General features: G+C 67.6%; 27 protein-coding genes and 1 riboswitch. Of the genes, 17 read left to right on the top strand and 10 right to left on the bottom strand.

The window, feature by feature from the left end; translation table 11 throughout:
* Positions 1–37: 37 nt before the first annotated feature.
* Both PV781_RS11675 and PV781_RS11670 read left to right on the top strand, forming a co-directional pair.
* The gene (locus tag PV781_RS11675) at positions 38–1,213 is read left to right on the top strand and encodes a CaiB/BaiF CoA transferase family protein (protein WP_274775804.1); all 1,176 of its coding nucleotides are present in this window, start codon (positions 38–40) and stop codon (positions 1,211–1,213) included.
* A gap of 75 nt (positions 1,214–1,288) precedes the next feature.
* Complete coding sequence (locus PV781_RS11670) at positions 1,289–2,971, top strand: thiamine pyrophosphate-binding protein (RefSeq protein ID WP_274775803.1); 1,683 nt, start codon at positions 1,289–1,291, stop codon at positions 2,969–2,971.
* A 6-nt stretch (positions 2,972–2,977) separates the two neighbouring features.
* Here PV781_RS11670 and PV781_RS11665 read toward each other — a convergent pair whose 3' ends face one another.
* The 4 genes from PV781_RS11665 to thiO all read right to left on the bottom strand — a co-directional run bounded on the left by PV781_RS11665 (position 2,978) and on the right by thiO (position 5,821).
* The gene (locus PV781_RS11665) at positions 2,978–3,622 is read right to left on the bottom strand and encodes a thiamine phosphate synthase (protein ID WP_274775802.1); all 645 of its coding nucleotides are present in this window, start codon (positions 3,620–3,622) and stop codon (positions 2,978–2,980) included.
* A gap of 3 nt (positions 3,623–3,625) precedes the next feature.
* Positions 3,626–4,405: a thiazole synthase gene (locus tag PV781_RS11660; RefSeq protein ID WP_274775801.1), complete on the bottom strand. Its 780-nt coding sequence runs from the start codon at positions 4,403–4,405 to the stop codon at positions 3,626–3,628.
* A gap of 22 nt (positions 4,406–4,427) precedes the next feature.
* Positions 4,428–4,649: a sulfur carrier protein ThiS gene (gene thiS, locus PV781_RS11655; protein ID WP_209098821.1), complete on the bottom strand. Its 222-nt coding sequence runs from the start codon at positions 4,647–4,649 to the stop codon at positions 4,428–4,430.
* A 2-nt stretch (positions 4,650–4,651) separates the two neighbouring features.
* On the bottom strand, positions 4,652–5,821 hold the full coding sequence (gene thiO, locus PV781_RS11650; RefSeq protein WP_274775800.1) for a glycine oxidase ThiO: 1,170 nt from the start codon (positions 5,819–5,821) through the stop codon (positions 4,652–4,654).
* Positions 5,810–5,909: riboswitch (TPP riboswitch) on the bottom strand. (Overlaps the previous gene by 12 nt.)
* A 192-nt stretch (positions 5,910–6,101) precedes the next feature.
* Between thiO and PV781_RS11645 the strand changes: the two genes are divergently transcribed.
* Together PV781_RS11645 and PV781_RS11640 are read left to right on the top strand one after the other, a co-directional pair.
* Positions 6,102–6,728, top strand: coding sequence for a glutathione S-transferase family protein (locus PV781_RS11645; protein WP_274775799.1), 627 nt, complete (start codon positions 6,102–6,104; stop codon positions 6,726–6,728).
* 45 nt (positions 6,729–6,773) lie between these two features.
* Positions 6,774–7,217, top strand: a complete 444-nt coding sequence (locus PV781_RS11640; RefSeq protein ID WP_274775798.1) for an NUDIX domain-containing protein — start codon at positions 6,774–6,776, stop codon at positions 7,215–7,217.
* Between the two features lie 1,588 nt (positions 7,218–8,805).
* Here PV781_RS11640 and hslU read toward each other — a convergent pair.
* The 4 genes from hslU to PV781_RS11620 all read right to left on the bottom strand — a co-directional run bounded on the left by hslU (position 8,806) and on the right by PV781_RS11620 (position 12,172).
* On the bottom strand, positions 8,806–10,113 hold the full coding sequence (hslU, locus tag PV781_RS11635; RefSeq protein ID WP_274775797.1) for an ATP-dependent protease ATPase subunit HslU: 1,308 nt from the start codon (positions 10,111–10,113) through the stop codon (positions 8,806–8,808).
* A gap of 47 nt (positions 10,114–10,160) precedes the next feature.
* The gene (gene hslV, locus PV781_RS11630; RefSeq protein WP_274775796.1) at positions 10,161–10,706 is read right to left on the bottom strand and encodes an ATP-dependent protease subunit HslV; all 546 of its coding nucleotides are present in this window, start codon (positions 10,704–10,706) and stop codon (positions 10,161–10,163) included.
* A gap of 77 nt (positions 10,707–10,783) precedes the next feature.
* Positions 10,784–11,575, bottom strand: coding sequence for an alpha/beta fold hydrolase (locus tag PV781_RS11625; protein ID WP_274775795.1), 792 nt, complete (start codon positions 11,573–11,575; stop codon positions 10,784–10,786).
* A gap of 15 nt (positions 11,576–11,590) precedes the next feature.
* Entirely contained in the window at positions 11,591–12,172 is a 582-nt protein-coding gene (locus PV781_RS11620) for a hypothetical protein (RefSeq protein ID WP_274775794.1), read from the bottom strand.
* A gap of 212 nt (positions 12,173–12,384) precedes the next feature.
* Here PV781_RS11620 and hisB point away from each other — a divergent pair, with 212 nt between their 5' ends.
* From hisB to coaA, 7 genes are read left to right on the top strand one after another with little or no spacing between them, the layout of a single operon-like run.
* Positions 12,385–12,978 (top strand): imidazoleglycerol-phosphate dehydratase HisB, encoded by a 594-nt coding sequence (hisB, locus tag PV781_RS11615; RefSeq protein WP_274775793.1) that lies wholly within the window; start codon positions 12,385–12,387, stop codon positions 12,976–12,978.
* Positions 12,979–12,998: 20 nt separating this feature from the next.
* On the top strand, positions 12,999–13,469 hold the full coding sequence (locus PV781_RS11610) for a DUF2628 domain-containing protein (protein ID WP_274775792.1): 471 nt from the start codon (positions 12,999–13,001) through the stop codon (positions 13,467–13,469).
* On the top strand, positions 13,466–14,113 hold the full coding sequence (gene hisH / locus PV781_RS11605; protein ID WP_274775791.1) for an imidazole glycerol phosphate synthase subunit HisH: 648 nt from the start codon (positions 13,466–13,468) through the stop codon (positions 14,111–14,113). The genes PV781_RS11610 and hisH overlap by 4 nt, the downstream gene beginning before the upstream one ends.
* Positions 14,101–14,841, top strand: coding sequence for a 1-(5-phosphoribosyl)-5-[(5-phosphoribosylamino)methylideneamino]imidazole-4-carboxamide isomerase (hisA, locus tag PV781_RS11600; protein WP_274775790.1), 741 nt, complete (start codon positions 14,101–14,103; stop codon positions 14,839–14,841). The genes hisH and hisA overlap by 13 nt, the downstream gene beginning before the upstream one ends.
* 8 nt (positions 14,842–14,849) lie before the next feature.
* Positions 14,850–15,626, top strand: coding sequence for an imidazole glycerol phosphate synthase subunit HisF (gene hisF, locus PV781_RS11595; RefSeq protein WP_209100843.1), 777 nt, complete (start codon positions 14,850–14,852; stop codon positions 15,624–15,626).
* A gap of 18 nt (positions 15,627–15,644) precedes the next feature.
* Positions 15,645–15,974, top strand: a complete 330-nt coding sequence (locus PV781_RS11590) for a phosphoribosyl-ATP diphosphatase (RefSeq protein WP_274775789.1) — start codon at positions 15,645–15,647, stop codon at positions 15,972–15,974.
* A gap of 25 nt (positions 15,975–15,999) precedes the next feature.
* On the top strand, positions 16,000–16,962 hold the full coding sequence (gene coaA, locus PV781_RS11585) for a type I pantothenate kinase (RefSeq protein ID WP_274775788.1): 963 nt from the start codon (positions 16,000–16,002) through the stop codon (positions 16,960–16,962).
* Positions 16,963–17,027: 65 nt separating this feature from the next.
* On the opposite strand, the gene PV781_RS11580 is transcribed toward coaA, so the two are convergent.
* Complete coding sequence (locus PV781_RS11580; protein WP_274775787.1) at positions 17,028–17,381, bottom strand: chlorophyllide reductase; 354 nt, start codon at positions 17,379–17,381, stop codon at positions 17,028–17,030.
* 152 nt (positions 17,382–17,533) lie between these two features.
* Between PV781_RS11580 and PV781_RS11575 the strand changes: the two genes are divergently transcribed.
* From PV781_RS11575 to PV781_RS11560, 4 genes are all read left to right on the top strand, one after another.
* Positions 17,534–18,064: a hypothetical protein gene (locus PV781_RS11575; RefSeq protein WP_274775786.1), complete on the top strand. Its 531-nt coding sequence runs from the start codon at positions 17,534–17,536 to the stop codon at positions 18,062–18,064.
* A 5-nt stretch (positions 18,065–18,069) separates the two neighbouring features.
* Positions 18,070–18,279 carry a helix-turn-helix domain-containing protein gene (locus PV781_RS11570; protein ID WP_274775785.1) on the top strand — a complete coding sequence of 70 codons (210 nt, stop codon included), beginning with the start codon at positions 18,070–18,072 and terminating at the stop codon, positions 18,277–18,279.
* An 814-nt stretch (positions 18,280–19,093) separates the two neighbouring features.
* Entirely contained in the window at positions 19,094–19,648 is a 555-nt protein-coding gene (locus PV781_RS11565; protein ID WP_274775784.1) for a PWWP domain-containing protein, read from the top strand.
* Positions 19,649–19,714: 66 nt separating this feature from the next.
* Complete coding sequence (locus tag PV781_RS11560) at positions 19,715–20,092, top strand: hypothetical protein (protein WP_274775783.1); 378 nt, start codon at positions 19,715–19,717, stop codon at positions 20,090–20,092.
* A gap of 2 nt (positions 20,093–20,094) precedes the next feature.
* Here the strand turns inward: PV781_RS11560 and PV781_RS11555 are convergent, their stop codons facing one another.
* Entirely contained in the window at positions 20,095–20,355 is a 261-nt protein-coding gene (locus PV781_RS11555) for a helix-turn-helix domain-containing protein (RefSeq protein ID WP_274775782.1), read from the bottom strand.
* 87 nt (positions 20,356–20,442) lie between these two features.
* On the opposite strand from PV781_RS11555, the gene PV781_RS11550 reads away from it, so the two are divergent.
* Both PV781_RS11550 and PV781_RS11545 read left to right on the top strand, forming a co-directional pair.
* A complete protein-coding gene (locus PV781_RS11550) occupies positions 20,443–20,802 on the top strand; it encodes a hypothetical protein (RefSeq protein WP_274775781.1) in 360 nt (119 codons plus the stop codon).
* Between the two features lie 13 nt (positions 20,803–20,815).
* Positions 20,816–21,676 carry a hypothetical protein gene (locus PV781_RS11545; RefSeq protein WP_274775780.1) on the top strand — a complete coding sequence of 287 codons (861 nt, stop codon included), beginning with the start codon at positions 20,816–20,818 and terminating at the stop codon, positions 21,674–21,676.
* The last annotated feature ends 165 nt before the right edge of the window (positions 21,677–21,841 follow it).

The following is a 21,841-nucleotide window of genomic DNA, read 5'->3' as shown; positions in this document are numbered from 1 at the left end:
AACTTCCCGCCTGTTCCGACCTCACCGAGACCCGATCATGACCCTCCCCCTCGCCGGCATCCGCGTGCTGGAGCTTGCCCGTATCCTCGCCGGTCCCTGGGCGGGCCAGGCGCTGGCGGATCTTGGGGCCGAAGTGGTGAAGGTGGAGCGGCCGGGCGCGGGCGATGACACCCGGACCTGGGGCCCGCCCTTCCTGACCGGCGCGGATGGCGCCGATATCGGCGCCGCCTATTTCCATGCCACCAACCGGGGCAAGAAGTCGGTGGCCCTCGACTTCGATACGCCCGAAGGCCAGGCCGCCATACGCGCACTTGCCGCCCGCTCGGACGTGGTGATCGAGAACTTCAAGCTGGGCGGCCTCAAGAAGTATGGGCTCGACTATGAGAGCCTGAAGGCAGTCAATCCGCGCCTCGTCTATTGCTCCATCACCGGCTTCGGCCAGGACGGCCCCTATGCACCCCGCGCCGGCTATGACTTCCTGGTGCAGGGCATGGGCGGCATCATGGACCTGACCGGCGCGCCCGACGGCGAGCCGCAGAAGGTGGGCGTCGCCTTCGCCGACATCTTCACCGGCCTTTATGCCACCATCGGCATCCTCGCCGCCCTCCGCCGCCGCGAGGCCACGGGCGTCGGCGGCCATGTGGACATGGCGCTGCTGGACACCCAGGTGAGCGTGCTGGCCAACCAGGCCATGAATTATCTCGCCTCCGGCAAGGCGCCGCGGCGCATGGGCAATGCCCACCCCAACATCGTGCCCTATCAGGTCTTCCCCGCCGCCGACGGCCACCTGATCGTGGCCGTGGGCAATGACGGCCAATATGCCCGCTTCTGCACCGTCCTCGGCGCACCGGAACTGGCCATCGACCCGCGCTACCTCACCAATGCCGACCGCGTGGCGAACCGGGCGGACCTCACCGCCCACCTCGCCCGCCTCACCGCCACCTTTGCCCGCGACGACCTCCTGGCGAAGCTGGAGAAGGTGGGCGTGCCCGGCGGCCCCATCAACACGGTGGCCCAAGTCTTCGAAGATCCCCAGGTCATGCATCGCGGCCTCCAGGCGGCGCTGGCTGAGGCCGGCGGCGGCACGGTCCCGGCGGTGGCGAGCCCCATCGTCCTCGACGGCACGCGCATGGTGGCTCCCGCCGCCAGCCCGCGCCTCGGTGCCCATACGCAGGAGGTGCTCGCGCGCCTCGCCATGCCCTCCAAGTCGTGATGTTCCCGGCCGGCCACCTTGGCCGGCCTTGCCATAAGATCCAGGCGGCGCCCGGCGCCGAACAGGGAGTTGACCATGACCACCCAGCCCGCCCCCCGCACCGGCGGCCAATTGATCGTCGACCAGCTCCTCGCCCAGGGCGTCGAGCGCATCACTTGCGTGCCCGGCGAAAGCTATCTGGCGGTTCTGGACGCGCTGCACGACGCGTCCATCGATGTCATGGTCTGCCGCAATGAAGGCGGCGCGGCCATGATGGCGGAAGCCTATGGCAAGCTCACCGGCCGGCCCGGCATCTGCTTCGTCACCCGCGGTCCCGGCGCCACCAATGCCAGCCCCGGCCTCCACATCGCCGCCCAGGATTCCACCCCCCTCATCCTGTTCGTGGGCCAGGTGGAGCGCGGCATGAAGCAGCGCGAGGCGTTCCAGGAGCTGGACTATCGCGCCGTCTTCGGCTCCATCGCCAAGTGGGTGGTGGAAATCGAGGATGCCGCCCGCATTCCCGAGCTGGTGGCCCGCGCCTTCCGCATCTCCATGCAGGGCCGCCCGGGCCCGGTGGTGATCGCCCTGCCGGAGGACGTGCTCACGGACATGGCGGCCGTGGTGGACGCGCCTTATGTGGAGCCGGCGGCCCCCGCCCCGGAGCCGGCCGACATGGCCCGCTTCGAGCAGATGCTGGCCCATGCGGAGCGTCCGCTCTTCATTCTCGGCGGCACCCGCTGGACGCGCGAGGCCAAGGCGGCGTTCGCCGCTTTCGCGGCCGCCCGTGGCCTGCCGGTGACCACATCCTTCCGCCGCGCCGACCTCTTCCCCGCCGAGCATCCCTGCTATGTGGGCGATGTGGGCATCTCGCCCAACCCCAAGCTCGCCGAGCGGGTCAAGAGCGCCGACCTGCTGGTGCTGGTGGGCGCCCGCATGTCGGAAATGCCCTCCTCCTCCTACACGCTCATCGACATTCCCGTGCCCGGCCAGCGGCTCGTCCATGTGCATCCCGGTGCCGAGGAGCTGGGCCGCGTCTACCAGCCGGAACTGGCCATTGAGGCGACGCCGGCCAGCTTCGTGCGCGCCCTGGAGCACCTCGCCCCCGCTCTGCCCGGCCCGTGGGAGCCGCAGACCCAGGTCGCCCGGGCCGAGTATCTGGCCTGGACCGAGAAGGCGCCCGCTTTGCCCGGCCCGTTCCAATATGGCGAGGCCATGGTGTGGCTGCGGGAGACCTTGCCGGCGGATGCCATCATCTGCAACGGCGCGGGCAATTATGCCACATGGATCCACCGCTTCTTCCGCTTCCGCTCTGGCGCGTCGCTGCTGGCGCCCACCTCCGGCTCCATGGGCTATGGCGTGCCGGCGGCGGTGATGGCCAAGCGCCATTGCCCCGACCGCACCGTGGTGGCCTTTGCCGGTGACGGCTGCTTCCTGATGAACGGCCAGGAATTCGCCACCGCCGTCCAATATGGCGTCCCGCTCATCGTGGTGGTGCTGGACAACGGCATGTTCGGCACCATCCGCATGCATCAGGAGCGGGAATATCCCGGCCGCGTCTCGGCCACTCGCCTCGTCAATCCCGATTTCGTGGCCTATGCCCGCGCCTTCGGGGGCCATGGCGAATTGGTGGAGCGCACCGAGGACTTCGCCCCCGCCTTCAAGCGGGCCCAGGAGAGCGGCCTGCCGGCCATCCTGCATTGCCGGCTCGATCCCGAGGCCATCACCCCCGCCCGCACCCTGACCGCCATTCGCGAGCAGGCGCTGGCGGCCAAGGGCTGAGACGTCCTACCCGGCGGGTGCGACGCCCGCCCATGCGGCGAGGAGGGCTTGCGCCTCCTCGTCCGGCCGCGCGGCACGCATGATGCCGCCCATCACCGCGATGCCGGCGATGCCCGCCGAGCGGCACATGGCCACATTGGACGGCTCAATGCCGCCCAGCGCCAGAAGCGGCACAGGGCAGAGCGCCACCAGCCGGGCCAGGCCCGCCGCCTCCAGGGCCGGGCCATAGCCGGGCTTGGACTGCGTCAGGAAGGCCGGCCCCGCCACCACATAGTCGACCACGCCAGGCACCGCCCGCGACGCCTCGTCGGCGCTGTGGACGGACTGGCCGATGAGCGCTTCGCCGCCCAACAGAGCACGAGCGGCAGGTCCATCACCGTCCGCCGGCAGATGGACGCCATCGGCACCCGCCGCCAAGGCCAGTTCAGCCGAACCATGCAGCAGCACGCGGGCGCCGAAGGGAGCGGCGGCCTGCTTCAGGGCGGCGAGCAGGGCCTTCTGCTCCGCCTCGGCCAAGTCCTTTTCCCGCAGGCTGATCCACCGCACCCCACCAGAGCAGGCGGCGGCCACGACCTCACCCAGCGGCGCCCGCGCCTGGGTCCGGTCGGTGATGAGCAGCACCGGCGGATCGGGCAGGCGAGCAGGCGCCATGGATCAGGAGCCCACCAAGCCGAATTCGGGGCTGGAAGCTTCCGCGTGGGTCTTCTTGGGGATGCGGCCGGACAGCCGGGCGAGGCGCCCGCCCTCCACCGCGTGGCGGAAGGCAGCGGCCATGCGCACGGGATCATGGGCCTTGGACACCGCCGTGTTCAGGAGCACGGCGGAGCAGCCCAGCTCCATGGCCTGCGCGGCATCCGAGGCGGTGCCGATGCCCGCATCCAGCACCACCGGAACCGGCGAGCGGGCACAGATGAGCTCTATCATATGCGGGTTGGCAATGCCGAGCCCCGTTCCGATCATGGACCCCAAGGGCATGACGGTGGCGGCGCCCAAGTCCGCCAGCTTCTGGCAGGTGACCGGGTCGTCATTGCAATAAGGCAGCACCACGAAGCCGGACTGGACCAGCTGCTCGGTGGCTTTCAGCAGCTCCTCCACATTGGGATAGAGCAGTTCCCGGTCGCCGATCACCTCCAGCTTGACCCAATGGGTCTCCAGCGCTTCCCGCGCCAGCTCGGCGGTGAGCACCGCGTCCTTGGCGGTCTGGCAGCCGGCGGTGTTGGGCAGGATGTGCACGCGGCCGGTGAGCAGGTCGGTGAGGCTTTCCTCATAGCCGGACAGGCTCATGCGGCGGATGGAGGCGGTGGCCATCTCGGAGCCCGAGGCGGCGAGCGCGTCCAGGAACACCTTCTGGTTGGGATAGCCCGCCGTGCCTAGGAACAGGCGCGAGGTGAAGGTGCGGTCGGCGATAACGAGCGGATCGGAAGAAGCGGTCATGTTTTCTTGTCCCGGGTAGCGCTCAGCCACCCTGCTTGGCCTGGATGATCTCGACCGCATCGCCTGTGGCGAGCGGGTGGGCGGCCCAGCGGGCACGAGGCACCACGGACCCGTTCACCGCCACCGCGATGCCCTTGCGGGCCGGGTCGACGCCCTTGGCGTCGAGGAGCGCGGAGACGGTGTCCACCGGCAGGGCCTCGGCCGCGCCGTTGATCTTCAGGCTGATGGGGTTCGTCGCAGGCATGGCTATTCCGCCGCGGCGCGAGGGGTGAAACGGTCGACGCCGAACGGCGCCGCCAGCGGATCGGCCCGGCCCTCCAGCACCAGGTCGACAATGACCTTGGTGGTGACGGGCAGCAGCAGGATGCCGTTGCGGTGATGGCCGGTGGCGTGGATGAGGCCCGGCACGCCGGAGGCGCCGAGAATGGGGGCATCGTCCCGGCTGCCGGGGCGGAAGCCGACCCATTGCTCCAGGATGGGCAATTCCTCGATGGTGGGCACCGCCCGCCAGGCATGGGTGAGCAGGGCCAATTGCCCGCCGGCGGTGATGGTGGTGTCGAAGCCCTTCTCCTCCACCGTGGCGCCGAGTATCAGCCGGCCATCCTTGCGGGGTACCATATAGATGCCCGGACCCCAGACCACATGGGTGAGCACGGGATTGGCCGGGTCCATCTGGAGGGACAGCATCTGCCCCTTCACCGGGCGCACCGGCAAGGGCGCGGCGGGCGCGATATTGATGCCGCGCGACCAGGCCCCGGCGGCGAGGATGACCACATCAGCCGCATGCAGCCGGCCGCCGATGCGCACGCCGCGCGCCACGCCGCCCGTGGTCTCCACGGCGTCCACGGGCGTGTGCTCGTGAATGCGGGCACCGGCCTTTTCCGCCGCCACCTTCAGCGCCGCCGCCACCTGGCGGTTGTCCGCCTGGTGGTCTTCCGGGCACCAGAGCGCGCCGGCCAGGCGGGTGTTGAGATAGGGCTCGCGGCGCCGCGCCTCGGCGGCGGTCAGCCATTCCACCGGCAAGTCATGCTTGCGATGAAGCGTGTGCTGATGGCGCAGCTTGCCGGCATCGTCGGCATTGAGCGCCACCACCAGGGTGCCGCTTTCCCGATAGCCGACCTCCTGGCCGCTGGCGGCTTCCAGATCGGCGGCGAAGGCGGGCCACAGGAGCTGGCTCTCGCGGTTGAGGGCGAGCAGGTCTTCCTCGCCCGGCTCCAGTTCGGCGCAGGCGGCGAGCATGCCGGCGGCGGCATGGCTGGCGCCCTGGCCGGCCACTCCGGCATCGAAGAGATCCACGCTGGCGCCCGCTTGTGCAAGGCGCCAGCCGATGGCAAGGCCGATCACGCCCGCGCCGATGATGGCGATGCGGGGGCGGTCGGCGGGGACAGAATTAAAGGACGACAAGCCTTGGCTCATCGGCTCCTCCCTACGCTGGAATGACCCAGACAGGTTCGATGGGTATGATCTCAGCCGCACATGATGCGCGGCACCCCAGGCCGTCGCGACAGTATCGCGCGATGACCCTTCGACGGCAAGGGAAACCGACCGGACAGCCCCGCGCGGTGAGGCCGCACCGGCCCGGCGCCCTTTCCCGCCTGCCCGCTCTAGCTTGGGCCGGGCGGAAGGGCAATGGCCGCGACGCGGATCGACAGGGGCTTTCGTTCCCCTTATGTTCCCGCCCATAGGAGGATTCGCCATGAAGCTTTATTGGGCTCCCCACAGCCGCGCCTTCCGCACCCTCTGGCTGCTGGAGGAATCAGGCCTGGCCTATGAGCGGGAGATGGTGCCGCTGGGCAGCGCGCGCCTCAAGAGCGCGGAGTACCGGGCCATCAATCCCATGATGAAGGTGCCCGCCTTGGAGGATGGCCCGACCCGGCTCGCCGAGAGCGGTGCCATCTGCGCCTATGTGGCGGACCTTACCCCCGACGGGCGCCTCGCGCCTGGTATCGGCGATCCCGCCCGCGGCGCCTATCTGCATTGGATGTTCTTCGATACGGCCTGCATGGAAGCCGCCTTCGTGGAGCGCATGGCGGGCGTTGCCATTCCGTCGCGCTCGGCCGGCTGGGGCAGCTTCGACCAGGTCATGGGCGTGCTGGAAGACCAGTTGTCCACCGGTCCGTGGGTGCTGGGCGAGCGCTTTTCCGCCGCCGATATCATGCTGGGCATGAGCCTGTGGTACGGAATGCACCTGCTCAAGCTGGTGAAGGATCGGCCGGTGCTGGAAGCCTATGTGGCCCGCTGCGTCGCCCGCCCCGCCTTCCAGCGCGCCGAGGCCATCGAGGCGGAAGGCCTCGCCGAACTGGAGCAGGCGACCAAGGCCTGAGCCGGGCCTTGCGGCGCAGCGCCGGAAGGGCTTTAGAATCGGATCATGCTGCCCTTCCGCCCGCTCCTGCGCCGTCTCACCCATGGCCTCACCCTTGGCGTTCGCACCATCGTGCGGGACGAGAGCGGCCATGTGCTGCTGGTCCGCCACGGCTATGCGCCCGGCTGGCATTTGCCGGGCGGCGGCGTGGATGCGGGTGAGAGCGCCGAGGCCGCCGCGCGGCGGGAATTGCTGGAGGAGACCAACGTTTCCGCCACCGCGCCGCTTGTGCTGCACGGCCTCTATTTCAACGCCCGCTTCGGGGGTCGCGACCATGTGGCCTGCTTCCTCGTGCCCGCCTTCTCCCGTGGGCCGACGCCCAAGCCCAATGCGGAAATCCGCGAAATCGCCTTCTTCCCCCTCGACGCGCCGCCCGCCGACACCTCCCCCGGCACCGCCCGCCGCCTTGCGGAAGTGCGGGGTGAGAGCGAGCGGACGGATCGGTGGTGAGCGGGCGTGATCTTGCGGCGCCCGCGCGCCCTCCCTGTTCCCCCTCCCTATCCCTCCCCCGCCTTGCGGGAGAGGGGACTTTGGTGCGCCCGGGCGGAGCGGTAGCTCTGCTCTGCCTCAGCGTCCGTCATCCAGACCTCTCCCCCGGCGGAACCGGCCCCCTCTCCCGCAAAGCGGGGGAGGGTTGGGGAGGGGGAATGGCGGACAGTGAAGCGTCCTCTTCCCCCAGGCTACGCCCTGCCGCAGGCTCTTTGCCCCCTCCCTAGCCCTCCCCCGCCTTGCGGGAGAGGGGACTTTGGTGCGCCCGGGCGGAGCGGTAGCTCCGCTCTGCCTCAGCGTCCGTCATCCAGTCCTCTCCCCCGGCGGAACCGGCCCCCTCTCCCGCAAAGCGGGGGAGGGTCGGGGAGGGGGAATGGCGGACAGTGAAGCGTCCTCTTCCCCCAGGCTACGCCCTGCCGCTGGCTCTTTGCCCCCTCCCCATCCCTCCCCCGCCTCGCGGGAGAGGGGACTTTGGTGCGCCTGGGCGGAGCGGTAGCTCTGCTCTGCCTCGGCGTCCGTCATCCAGTCCTCTCCCCCGGCGGAACCGGCCCCCTCTCCCGCGAAGCGGGGGAGGGTTGGGGAGAGGGAATGGCGGACAGTGAAGCGTCCTCTTCCCCCAGGCTACCCCCTGCCGCTGGCTCTTTGCCCCCTCCCCATCCCTCCCCCGCTTCGCGGGAGAGGGGACTTTGGTGCGCCTGGGCGGAGCGGTAGCTCTGCTCTGCCTCAGCGTCCGTCATCCAGTCCTCTCCCCCGGCGGAACCGGCCCCCTCTCCCGCGAAGCGGGGGAGGGTTGGGGAGGGGGAATGGCGGACAGTGAAGCGTCCTCTTCCCCCCAGGCTACGCCCTGCCGCTGGCTCTTTGCCCCCTCCCTATCCCTCCCCCGCCTTGCGGGAGAGGGGACTTTGGTGCGCCTGGGCGGAGCGGTAGCTCTGCTCTGCCTCAGCGTCCGTCATCCAGACCTCTCCCCCGGCGGAACCGGCCCCCTCTCCCGCGAAGCGGGGGAGGGTTGGGGAGGGGGCAAGGACACAACGCCACGAGCAAGCGCCCCCTCTGACGCCCCAGCACCAACATCCCCGCCATCGGCAGGGGTGGAGGGATGCGGGAGCGGCCGGCGCGCGGCGGCGCGCCGTAGAAGTGTAGGATGACGTCGGAGCCTCGCTCCGTCCGCTCCCGCGCGGGGATTTATGGCCTCGGCCCTGCGCCGCGTGGGCAACAGGTTCTCCCATCAGCACCGGCCGAACCAGAACCGGATCGGTGCGCCTGGGCCTTCAGCCTCCTCTGCTAACGGGCGCGAGGTGCGTTAAGCCTCGTCCCGTCGGACACCCGCCCCCGACACCACCCGTCGGGCCGCTCCGGACGCGCCCCTCCTTGGTGCCAGGTGGGACAACCATAGCAGAGGGGCGAGGAATTAGGAATATGGTCTAGGATATTTTTCTTAAAACCTGCCCTGCGATGTGGCCCGAACAGATGGTCGGCAATGCGATCCATCTGTTCGGAGACTGCCAGTGTCCGCAGAGGGCGAGTGTCCGCTGATGACCAGGACCGCCCCTCAGAGGATGAAGCGGCTGAGGTCGGCATTCTTGGCGAGGTCGCTCACCCGCTGGCGCACATAATCCGCATCGATCACCACCTGCTCCCCCGAGCGGTCCGGCGCGGTGAAGGACAGGTCGTCCAGAACCCGCTCCATCACCGTCTGGAGGCGGCGGGCGCCGATATTCTCGACGCTGGAATTCACCTCCACCGCCACATCCGCAATGGCTTCCACGGCTTCGGGGGTGATGTCGAGGGTCACGCCCTCAGTGGCCATCAGCGCCACCTGCTGCTTGACGAGGCTCGCCTCGGTCTCGGTGAGGATGCGCACGAAGTCGGCGCGGGTGAGAGCCTCCAGCTCCACGCGGATGGGCAGGCGGCCCTGCAATTCCGGCAGCAGGTCGGAGGGCTTGGACACATGGAAGGCGCCGGAGGCGATGAAGAGGATATGATCGGTCTTCACCGGCCCGTGCTTGGTGGAGACCGTCGTCCCTTCGATCAGGGGCAGGAGGTCCCGCTGCACGCCCTCGCGGGAGACATCGGCACCCGAGCGCCCTTCCCGGCCGGCAATCTTGTCGATCTCGTCCAGGAAGACGATGCCGTTATTCTCCACCGCATGGATGGCCTCCTGTGTGGTGGCCTCTTGGTCGATGAGCTTGTCCGCCTCCTCCGTGAGGAGCAGCGGATGGGCATCCTTCACCAGCACGCGGCGGGTGCGGGTGCGGCCTCCGAAGGCCTTGCCGAGCATGTCGCCCAGGGAGACCGCGCCCATCTGCGCGCCGGGCATGCCGGGGATTTCGAACATGGGCATGCCCTGGCCGCCGGCCTGGACCTCGATCTCCACTTCCTTGTCGTCCAGTTCCCCGGCCCGCAGGCGCTTGCGGAACGCCTCGCGGGTGGCCGAGGAAGAGCTTGCGCCCACCAGGGCATCCAGCACGCGCTCCTCGGCGGCGAGGTGCGCGCGGGCCTGCACGTCCTTGCGCTTGGCGTCGCGCACAAGGCCGATGCCCACCTCCACGAGATCGCGGACGATCTGTTCCACGTCGCGGCCCACATAGCCCACTTCCGTGAACTTGGTGGCTTCCACCTTCAGGAAGGGCGCGCCAGCCAGGCGCGCAAGGCGGCGGGAGATCTCGGTCTTGCCGACGCCGGTGGGGCCGATCATGAGGATGTTCTTGGGCAGCACTTCCTCGCGCATATGGCCTTCGAGCTGCTGCCGACGCCAGCGGTTGCGCAAGGCGATGGCCACCGCGCGTTTGGCCTTGCCCTGGCCGACAATATGGCGATCGAGCTCGGAGACGATCTCGCGGGGGGAAAAGTCGCTCATGGGTCTTCTTTCGTAACGCGGCAGGCGGTCGGCGGCGAACGCGACGCTCAGCCGCCGATGGTCTCGATGACGATGTTGCGATTGGTGTAGACGCAGATGTCGGCGGCGATCTCCAGGGAGCGACGCACGATCACTTCCGGATCCTCCTCCCGGTCCAGCAGCGCCCGGGCCGCCGCCAGCGCGAAGGAGCCACCGGAGCCGATGCCGGCAACGCCCGCTTCGGGCTCCAGGACGTCGCCCGTGCCGGTGAGCACCAGCGTGATATTGGCGTCGGCCACGATCATCATGGCCTCAAGGCGCCGCAGATAGCGGTCCGTCCGCCAGTCCTTGGCCAATTCCACCGCCGCACGCTGCAACTGGCCGGGATACTGCTCGAGCTTGGCTTCCAGGCGCTCAAACAGGGTGAAGGCATCGGCTGTCGCCCCCGCAAAGCCGCCGATCACATCGCCCTTGCCGAGCCGGCGCACCTTGCGGGCATTGGCCTTGAGCACCGTCTGGCCGAGCGTGACCTGGCCGTCGCCGGCAATGGCAACCCGGTTGCCCTTGCGCACGGATACGATTGTGGTGCCATAGATGGTGTCGGGAGAATGCATTTGGGGCTCCGATTGCGCCTCTTACTTAAGGCGTTCCCGCGCCGGCGCAATGTCCCGCCCCCGCCAAGGCGGCACGCTCAGCCCAGCAGAAAGCCGCGCACGGCGCCGGCGAAGACTTCGGGGGCTTCCACCATGGGGCAATGGCCGGTGTGCGGCACCGTAACGCCCGTGGCACCCGGAATGGCGGCGATGAGCGCGTCGGCGAAGGGCTGGGCGAAGAAGCGGTCATCGGGGCTCGACAGGACCAGGGTCCGCGCGCGGATGGCGCCGATCCGGTCGAGGGTGTCCGCATCGGCGCAGGCCTGCGCCTGGCGGGTGAAGCCCGCCACCGGCTGGAGGGGGCCCGCCTCCACCGTCGCCTGGGCGATGGCGCCGAGCGGCACCTGGGCCAGCGTGTCGCGCCCAAGCGTGAAGGTGGCGAGCGTCGAGACATAGAGGATGGGGTCTGCAATCTCCGTGCGCAGCCGCACCAGCAAGCCAAGGAGTTCACGCGTATAGAGATTTTGCCGGCCGAGGGTGTTGCAGAGCACCAGCCGGTCCACCCGCTCGGGCGCCATGAGCGCCAGTTCCTGGGCGATGAGGCCGCCCATGGAATGGCCGAGCACATGGGCCCGCTCCAGCCCCGCCGCATCCAGCACCGCCAGCGCGTCGCGCGCCATGTCGGTGACGCGGTAGCCGGCGGAAGCCTGGGAACTGGCCCCGATGTCGCGGTTGTCGAAGCAGATGGTGCGAAGGCCCGTCAGATGCGGCCGGCTGAAGGACCAGAAGGCCCGGTCCGCAGACAGGCCACCAATGATGAGCAGCGGAGCCCCCTCCCCCGCCACGTCATAGGCAAGCATCAGGCCGTCATTGGTGGCGAATTCGGACATAAGGGCCTCCGCTTGTTACAGGGTGTAAAGTTGTTGGGCGATGAGCAGGATCTGGCAGCCGAGCGCCACCACCAGGAAGGCGGCATGAAACCTTGGGCTTTTCGTGCGCATGGCGACCAGGCAGCCGGCGATCAGCAGGACCGACACCGAAGCCTGGAGCGCCCCCACGAGGCGGACATATTCCATGCCCTTCAAGGAGGTGTCGATCATGTCCAGCATATGGGACAAAGCGAGGATGCCAAAGAACCAGCGGCGTTTGGCATAGAAATAAGAGCTATAGCTGCCATATTCCCCGAGATGGTCCGGAAAGAGAATGACGCACATGAAATAAAATACGCTGGCATAAACAAGAACGAAGAAATATATGGCGAAATTCCACTCGATCCACGAGAGTCGATATTCCCACCACCAGAACATGACCGCGCTCAAAAGCGTCACAACCGCCCATCCCAAATGGATACGGCTGATCTGATGCTCATGCGGGTGCTGGATGAACTTGGCGATGCCGCTCAGGATGCGCGTCACGGACAGGCCGAGAATCATGCCCATCACCACGCGCACATGCACATAAAGCTGCGGATCTGTGGCTAGGGCCATTCTTCATCCTCTCGACGCAGGCGCATAGAAGAGGAGGGAGCGGACGGACTCAAGGGGAATGGCACGCCCGTAGGATCGTCGGGCCGCACGGGGTGCGGCAGCCGGGTGCCGGGTGCCGCGAGCCCCTTGCACACCCGCGCGCCGCGTCATGCAATCGCCATATGGCGTTGCAGCACCCAAACTGCTAGAAGGCGCGGCCTTGGAGGAGTTCCATGCGTAAGGCCGAGATCGTCCGCGAGACGAAGGAAACGAAGGTGCGCCTGTCCGTCAACCTCGACGGGACGGGCCGCAATCACGTGGCCACGGGCATCGGCTTCCTGGACCATATGCTCGACCTCCTCGCCCGTCACGCCCGGTTTGACCTGGACATCGTGGCCGAAGGCGACCTGCATGTGGACTTCCACCACACCACCGAGGATGTGGGCATCGTGCTCGGCCAGGCGGTGCGCCGCGCGCTCGGCGACATGCGCGGGATCACACGCTATGCCGATCTGCACCTGCCCATGGACGAGACGCTGACCCGCGTGGCGCTGGACATTTCCGGCCGGCCCTATCTGGTGTTCCGCACGTCCTTCAGCGCGCCCAAGATCGGGGAGTTCGACACCGAGCTGGTGCGCGAATTCTTCCAGGCGTTCGCCTCCAATGCGGGCGTGACGCTGCATGTGGAGACGCTCTACGGCGACAACAACCACCACATCGCCGAAAGCTGCTTCAAGGGCCTCGCCCGTGCGCTGCGCGCGGCGGTGGCCATCGACCCGGCTGCGGCTGGAGAGATCCCGTCCACCAAGGGCGCGCTCGGCGTCTGAGCGCGCGTGCGGAGAGCCAAATGGCCGTCTGGAGCGTCCTGATCCTGGACCAGGTGAACGACACGCCGATGCAGAGCGCGGAGCGGGTGGTGCTGGTGCGCGAGAAGGTGTCCCTTCTCGCCTTCCTGTTCGCGCCCTTCGCCCTGCTGCGTTATCGCCTGTGGCTGGCCTTCGCCGTCTTTCTGGCGGCAAGCCTCGGTCTGGCCGCGATCGAGATTGCCCTCGGCCTGCCGGATGTGGTGGGTGCGGCGGGGACGCTGGGCCTGCACCTGCTGGTGGCCCTGGAACTGCCCGACCTGCGCGTCCGCAAGCTGCGGCGCCTGGGCTATGAGGAGGCGGGCGTCGTCACCGGGCGCGACCGCGACGAGGCGGAGCGCCGCTTCTTCAAGCGCTGGACGCCACGCACCCTGCGCGCCGGCTTCATTTCGCCCCGTCCCACCCGGCCGGGCGCGTCCATCATCGGATCCTTCCCGGAGCCGCGTGCATCATGACCGTCGCCATCGTCGATTACGGATCGGGCAACCTGCACTCCGCCGCGAAAGCGCTGGAGCGGGCGGCGCTCGACCTCGGCGCGCCGCGGATCGCCGTCACCAGCGACCCCGAGATCGTGCGCACCGCTGACCGGGTGGTGCTGCCCGGAGTCGGCGCCTTCGCCGATTGCCGGCGGGGCCTGGATGCCGTTCCCGGCATGGTGGAGGCGCTGGAAGAGGCCGTGCACCAGCGCGGCCGCCCCTTCCTCGGCATCTGCGTCGGCCTTCAATTGCTGGCCGAGCGCGGGCTCGAGCATGGCGAGACCGCGGGCCTTGGCTGGATCAAGGGCGAGGTGGTGCGCATCGAGCCCACCGACCCCAGCCTGAAGATCCCGCACATGGGCTGGAACACGCTGACGCTGGAGCGCGTGCACCCGCTGTTCGACGGCATCCCCACGGGCCGCGATGGCCTCCATGCCTATTTCGTCCACTCCTACCACATGCATGTGGCCGACCCGGCCGACCGGCTGGCGACCACCGAATATGGCGGCACCGTCACCGCGGCGGTGGCGCGCGGCAATGTGGCCGGCACCCAGTTCCACCCCGAGAAGAGCCAGAAGCTGGGCCTTGCCCTTCTCGCCAATTTCCTGAAGTGGCACCCGTGATCCTGTTTCCTGCTATCGACCTCAAGGACGGCCTCGCCGTGCGCCTGGAACAGGGCGACATGGCGCGTGCCACCGTGTTCAACCGCGACCCCGCCGCCCAGGCGGGCGAGTTCGAGGCCATCGGCTTCCGCTATCTCCATCTGGTGGACCTCGACGGCGCCTTTGCCGGGCGCCCGGTGAACGGGGCGGCGGTGGACCGCATCCTGGAGACGGTCTCCATTCCCGTTCAGCTCGGGGGCGGCATCCGCGACATGGCCACCGTGGAAGGCTGGCTCGGCAAGGGCGTGAACCGCGTCATCCTCGGCACCGCCGCCGTGCGCGACCCCGACTTCGTCAAGGAAGCGGCCCGCGCCCATCCCGGCCGCGTGGCCGTGGGCCTGGATGCCCGCGACGGCCGCGTGGCGGTGGAAGGCTGGGCGGAGACCTCCGATTTGCCCGCCGAGGACATCGCCCGCCGCTTCGAGGATGCCGGTGTTGCCGCCATCATCTATACGGACATCGCCCGCGACGGCCTGCTGAAGGGCCTCAACATGGACGCCACCATCGCGCTGGCGGACGCGGTCAACATTCCCGTCATCGCCTCCGGCGGCCTTGCCTCGCTGGCGGACGTGGAAGCACTGATCGAGCCCCGCGCCGCCAAGCTCGCCGGCGCCATCACCGGGCGCGCGCTTTATGACGGCCGTCTCGACCCCGGCGCCGCCTTGGCGCTGGTGGCCGGCCGGGGCTGAGGACCGCCATGCTGAAAGTCCGCGTCATTCCCTGCCTGGACGTGAAGGACGGGCGCGTGGTCAAGGGTGTGCAGTTCGTCGACCTGCGCGATGCCGGCGACCCGGTGGAGGCCGCCCGCGCCTATGACGCGGCCGGCGCCGACGAACTGACCTTCCTGGACATCACCGCCAGCCACGAAAATCGCGGCACCATCCTGGACGTGGTGCAGCGCACGGCCGAACAATGCTTCATGCCGCTCACGGTGGGCGGGGGCGTGCGCACCGTGGACGATGTGCGCACCTTGCTGCATGCGGGCGCCGACAAGGTCTCCATCAACACCGCCGCTGTGAACCGCCGCGCCTTCGTGGGCGAGGCAGCCGAGAAATTCGGCGAGCAGTGCATCGTGGTGGCCATCGATGCCAAGAAGGTCTCGGCCCCCGGCGAGCCGGACCGCTGGGAAATCTTCACCCATGGCGGGCGCAAGCCCACGGGCCTGGAAGCGGTCGCCTATGCCCGCGAGGTGGTGGACCTCGGGGCCGGCGAAATCCTGCTCACCTCCATGGACCGGGACGGCACCGGCCTCGGCTTCGACGTGGCCCTCACCCGCGCCATCTCGGATGCCGTGCACGTGCCGGTGATCGCTTCCGGCGGAGTGGGCACCCTCGACCATCTGGTGGAGGGCGTGCGCGAAGGCGGCGCCTCCGCCGTGCTGGCCGCCTCCATCTTCCATTTCGGCACCTTCACGGTGCGCCAGGCCAAGGACCGGCTCGCCGCCGCCGGCCTGCCCGTGCGCCTCGACGGCTGAACCGAGGAGCGACAAGCCATGTCCGACGACCGCGTGACGCTTCTCGATCTCGAACGCATCGTCGCGGCACGCGCCTCGGCGGAAGCCGGCAGCTCCTACACCCGCTCCCTTCTGGACAAGGGCGTCGCCAAGTGCGCCCAGAAGCTGGGCGAGGAAGGGGTGGAGACGGTGATCGCCGCCTTGTCCGGCAGCCATCAGGAGCTGATCGGCGAAAGTGCCGACCTGCTGTATCATCTTGCCGTCCTGCTCCATGCCCGCGGCGTGGAGCTGGACGAAGTCCATGCCGAACTGGCGCGGCGCACCGGACAGTCCGGGCTCGCGGAAAAGGCGTCGAGAAAGCAGGGCTGAGGCGGGCATGGGGGAGAAACGCAGCATGGACCAGCGTCTGGACCTTCGTCTTTCACCCTATCGCACCTTCACCCGTGCCGACTGGGCGGAGCTGCGGCGTGACACGCCCATGCCGCTGCGCACCGAAGAGATCGTGCGCCTCCAGGGCCTCAACGACCGGCTCTCCCTGAACGAGGTGGAGGAGATCTACCTGCCGCTCTCGCGTCTCCTCTCCCTTTATGTTGGGGCGACGCAGAAACTGTTCCGGGCCATGAGCGACTTCCTCGACCATGGGGCGCGGGGCGAGGGCAAGATGCCCTACATCATCGGGGTGGCCGGCTCGGTGGCGGTGGGCAAGTCCACCACCGCCCGCGTGCTCCAGGCCCTGCTCGCCCGCTGGCCGAACACGCCGAAGGTGGATCTGGTCACCACCGACGGCTTCCTCCTGCCCAATGCGGTGCTGGAGAAGGAAGGCCTGATGGAGAAGAAAGGCTTTCCCGAGAGCTACGACCTGCCCCTCCTCCTGTCCTTCCTCACCGACATCAAGGCCGGCCGCCGGCCCGTGCGCGCGCCGCTCTACAGCCACTTCTTTTATGACGTGATGCCCGACCAGCGCGTGGAGGTGGACCGCCCGGACATCCTGATCGTGGAGGGCCTGAACGTTCTCCAGACCGGGCGCCTGCCCCGCGACGGGACCGGCATTCCCTTCGTCTCCGACTTCTTCGACTTCTCGGTCTATATCGATGCCGACGAGGACGTGCTGGAGCACTGGTACGTGCAGCGCTTCATGCGGCTGCGGGAAACCGCCTTCAAGGATCCCCTCTCCTACTTCCACCGCTATTCCAAGCTGACCGAAGAAGAGGCCCGCCAGACGGCCCTGTCCATCTGGAACCGCATCAACCTGCCCAATCTGCAGGAGAACATCCTGCCCACCCGCCAGCGCGCCGACCTCATCCTGCGCAAGGCCGGCGACCACGAGATCGCGGAAGTCAGCCTGCGCAAATTGTGAGGGGCGCCGGCGCTTTTGCCGACCTCCAGCGGCCGGGGAAAACCTTGGTTTGGCCGGCTGACGGTCTAGCGACAGCCTGCGCGGGCCATCATGTCGTTGACAAGGATGGGCGTGGCCGCCGTCTGTTGCCATCTGGCCTTGTCCGTCCGTGACAATGCCGCAAGGGCGGCATCGCTGGACATGCCGAGCGGCCGCGCGCAGATGAGCCCGTCCGATGCGCGCGTGCGCGCCTCCTTGACCAGAAGGCCCGTCGCCTCCCCCACCCCGGCGAGATAAGCCATGGCGGCATTGCGTGCGGCATTGTCCGTGGACGAGCGCTGGATGAGATCGACCACCTGGGCGACGGAAATCTCGCCGGTCGCGGTCGAAGGCATTGCCTGGGCTGGCAGCGAGACGCCGAGGCAAGCGATTGCGGTCACGATCGTGCATTTCATGTTCATTTTCGCGCACCTGATTATCGCAAAACAATAATTTCTCCATATTGAGCGGCATAAATTTATTGTCAAACGATAATTATTGCGTCAGATAGATGGGCCTCATGGAGGGAGTGATGGCCATGGAACACCCCGGCGTGCCGGCCCGCTCGGATAAATTCGACCCCGCGCCCAATGGCGTGACTCTGTCGCGGCAAGCCCGCAGGGGGTTTCAGGCCCTGGCCATCGTCGCGGTCTGCCTGGCTGCGGGGCTGCCCGCGCTGGCGATCTTCTATTGGCTCACCGAAGGCGCAGGCGTGGCCGAGGGAGACCTCATGCGCCTGTTCGCAATCGCCACGGCACTTCTGCACCTCCTGCCCTTGAGCTGGGGCTTGTGGCGGCTGCGGGTCTGCCTGACGCGGTTCTCTACGGGCCACCCGTTCGACGCGGAAGGCATTGCCGGCCTGCGCGACTTCGCGCTGGGCACGGCGCTCAGCGCGATCGCCAAGCCGCTGGCGGGCATGCTGTTCATGCTGGCCATGAGCTGGGAAGGCCGGCCGAAGCAGATCGTCATCGAGATCAGTTCGGACGTGATGATCCTGGCCCTGTTTGCCGGCGTGGTTGCGGCCCTTGTTTGGGCCATGCAAAAAGCCGCCCAGCTCGCCGAAGAAAACAGCCAGATCGTTTGACGCCCATGCCGATCAAGGTCAACCTTGCCGTTATGCTGGCACGTCGCAATGTGAAGTCCAAAGACCTGGCCGAACAGATCGGCATCACCGAAGCCAATCTCAGCCTGCTGAAACAGGGTAAGGTCAAGGGTATCCGTTTCGAAACCCTCGCCGCCATTTGCCGATACCTCGACTGTCAACCGGGCGACATCCTCGCATTCGAACCCGATTTTTGAGCGGCAGTCCGGGACAACACAGGACCGCCATGGCCGGCCCACAGCTTGGCGCGGGCCACGGCGGCACGGCCTGCGCCGCACGGTTGGACCCGTGGGCTGGGTCGTGCGGCGGATTTATCCCGCAGACCGGTCTGCTGCGTTCCGGTCCGGGATTGGCGCGGCGATGCGTGAGGCTGCTGAAAGGGCAATGTCGGAAAGGTCATCTGCAAGCATCTCAACTCGGCCGTCTGCCGGTATGCCCGCGCCTATGCCGGCTATTGATCAGATGCAGCAGGCCCCGACGCGCGCATGAACCCACTGCACGGCGCTGAACGCATGGCGTTTTCTAGGAAACAGGATGGCCTGAGACGCTCTGAGGCAGGAAATTGGAGCGGGCGATGGGAGTCACACTTGAAGGATAAAACATTGATATAACAATTAAATTATACGCGCTGAACAGCGCAATGCCTACGTTTATGCCTACAAAAATCGCGCCTGTAGAAGTTCGGTTCCCATACACAGTTTTTCGCGCAAGACGGCATGCTGCGGGATCGCCTCGCTCAATTCAACCCCCGCAGCCCTCCCCCCTGCCCCGTGTAGCATTTTGGGCGCTCGTTTGGGGCCGATGACCCATCTGAAAGACGCGCCGGCTTCATCCACGGCGAGGCGTGATCCCCGCCGCCCCCCTCCAAATGCCGCCTCTGAGCCCTCCAGCGCACCTTGCGTTTTGGAGCGTTTTCGCGCCCGAAATCGTGGTGTGGCAACGGTTCGCTTGACATTTTTGAGGTTCTATGATACCTTTTATAGGCGCAAGCCCTCTATGAAAGGACACATCATGGCTTCGATCACGCGTATCAACGTCAAGACCGCTCCGAAGGCCACAGAGGCGAAGAAAGAGGCGGCGGCCACGCCTGTCGACGAAAAGGCACTGCCGGCCGCTGGCGACGCCTCGGAGGCCATTCATGCAGCTTCTGCCGGCCACGCGGCCTCTGTCGAAGAGGCGGCTGTCGCTGCCATGGCGCAGGCCGCCGAGAATGCGCCTGTCGCAACCGCCACGAACGGCACGCCCGCCGCAGATGACACGCCTGCCACCATTGAGGCGCCCGTGACGGCCGAGCCCTCGGCCCCCGGAGACGCGATGGCCATTCCTCCTGCAGAGAAGGTCGACGCCAAGCCCGTGGATGATCGCCTCTGGCGCGCCATCGCTGTCGGCGACGTCGTGCTGATGGCCGACTATTCGGACGGCGAGTTCCAGGGGTGGTGGCCCGCCAAGGTCATCACCCTCGTGGAGGGACGCGCCAGCTGCGTCTTCATCGACTATGAGGAGATGGGCCACTTCTCGCGCCAGATCACCGAGTTCGCCCTGCTGCACCCCATGCATGCCGGCTGACGACGTGGAGGCGCCGCCATGCGGCGTCTCCCCCTCTCTCCGATCATGCAAAAAGGTGAGCATCACATGGGACAAAGATATGGGCGCCGTCGGCGCCGCAGGCAGGCCGCGAAAGATCGCGCCCTCATCCGCGACTGCGTGCTCTATGCGCAGGCCGTGGCGGCGCTCAAGGCTGGCTATGAGGCTGATCCTGATGCTGACGGGCGCTATGCCGGCGCTCTTGGCATGCGGCATCTGGGGCGCGCCGAACGGGCGCTGGAGCGCATTGCAGGGCGGGAGGCATCCACATCGCTTGGCCTTGAGGCCAAGGCCCGCATTCTGCCGGTGATCGTCTCGCGTCGCATGGGCCTGCTATCGGATCTTGAAGCCGAGCTGATCGCCGGCTTTGCCGATGAGGTCCGCGCTGACCTTTGCCTGCGACGGGCTGGCCAGAGCCGGCTGTAAGTTCAAGCCTTCTTGCGCCCGCGCTTCAGCGGCACGGGAGGCGTCGCCCCTTCAGCCGGCAGGCGCACCAGGTCGCTCAAGGTCACGTTCAGCACCTGAGCGAGGCGGTCCAGAAGATCGATGGTGGGGTTTTCCACCTGCCGCTCAATGCCGCCCAGATACGCCCGGTCGATCCCAGCATCCGCCGCCAGGCGCTCTTGCGACAATCCCCGCTCAACCCGCAGGGCCCGCACATTCCAGGCCAGAACGGCACGTCCCTTCATGGACGCGCATGCTGACGATTGCGGCGCCTATCAAACCACTGGCCATAGCCATCATTAATCGCTAGCTTCGCCACAACTGAAAGGCGCATGGACGCCGCACGTCGCATGGCACAGCATCCCTCCTTCCTCGTCACGGGACGCACCCGTCTCGTTCCCCACACCACCTGGCGCGGCATCTACATCGCTCTCCAGGTAGAAGCCTTCGCGCCCGATGGCCCAATCTGGCGCACGCCCACGGCGGCTGATCTCGGCGACATCGAGAACCGTTTTCCCGGCTGGGACGCGCAGGTCTGCTCGGGGTTCGCCAACTACCGTTTTGTGCACCACAAGCCTTGGCTGGAGCTGGCCTTCCGGGCGCTGCAACTGCCCAACGGCAAGGGGGGCTGGCGCTTCGCCACGCTCGAAGACCTCGCCTGGCTGTCTCCCGCAGCCAAACGGGCACCGTGAGAGGGGCAATGCCATGCATGTTCGACTGGTTCATCCCCTCACGGGGGCTCATGCGCGCGTCGGCATCGGCTTCAACTGGCCGATCCTGGCCCTGGGCTTTGGCCTATGGGTCTGCTGGACCGTGCTTTTCCTGGTCCTTGACGGCCGTGGCGGCGGCCTGCGCGGTTCATCCGCGACCGGCATCATCCTGGCCTTCGCGATCTATTTCGGCCGCGAGTTCAACGGGCACAGGGGCCGGCGCCTCTTGATGCAAGGCTGGCGCTTTGCCGAGCCCTCGGCCCCGACCGTCCGCCTCGCCCTGCGCGGCTGGCAAGTGCCTGATCTCTCTCAAGCCGTGCCCGCCCCGCCTGCCGAGGCGCCATCGCCCGCTTTCAGCATCGATGCTGACCGCTTCCTGGCCGCCTGTGCCGCGCCCTTGCCGTCGCAGCCGCAGCCGCAGCCGAAAGCGCTGGCAGCGTCGGCACCCGTTTTCATCCCCCCATCACCCCCTGGAGGCCCTATGAAAGTGCAACTCGTCAATCCCCGCACCGGAGAGCTGAAGGCCATCAAGGTCGGCTTCAGCTGGACCTTGTTCCTCTTCGCCGGCTTCTTCGGCATCCCCCTCATGCTGCGCAAGCTCTATGGCTGGGCGGCCCTCTTCCTCGCCATAAGCCTGCTCTCCCCCTTCGCCATGGAGCTCGCCAACGCCGAGACGGACCGGGAGGCCTTCATTGCCTTCACCCTCAGCTTCGGCTTCCAGCTCGCTGCCCTCCTCATCATCGCCATCAAAGGCAACGAACTGACCGCCAAGCGCCTCATCGACAAGGGGTGGACGTTTGCCAATCCGGACAGCCTGGAGACGCAGCTGGCGAAGCGGAAATGGGGGTTTGTGTGAAGGACACGAAGGGAGTGGGCGGATGACGCCTGCTCCCCCCTCCGCCATCCGCAACGCACCGTACCTTTCCCGATGCACGCCTGAACGTGCAGTATGGGGCCGAAATAGGACTGTCCGGTTTCGGGGAGTTCAACCAGCAAGCGGACATATCGCCAATGAATGCCC

It is taken from the genome of Aquabacter sediminis (assembly GCF_028863665.1).
Classification (GTDB): Bacteria; Pseudomonadota; Alphaproteobacteria; order Rhizobiales; family Xanthobacteraceae; genus L1I39.
The sequence above is the reverse complement of the archived record's forward strand: the minus strand, read 5'-3'. Positions and strand labels throughout refer to the sequence as shown.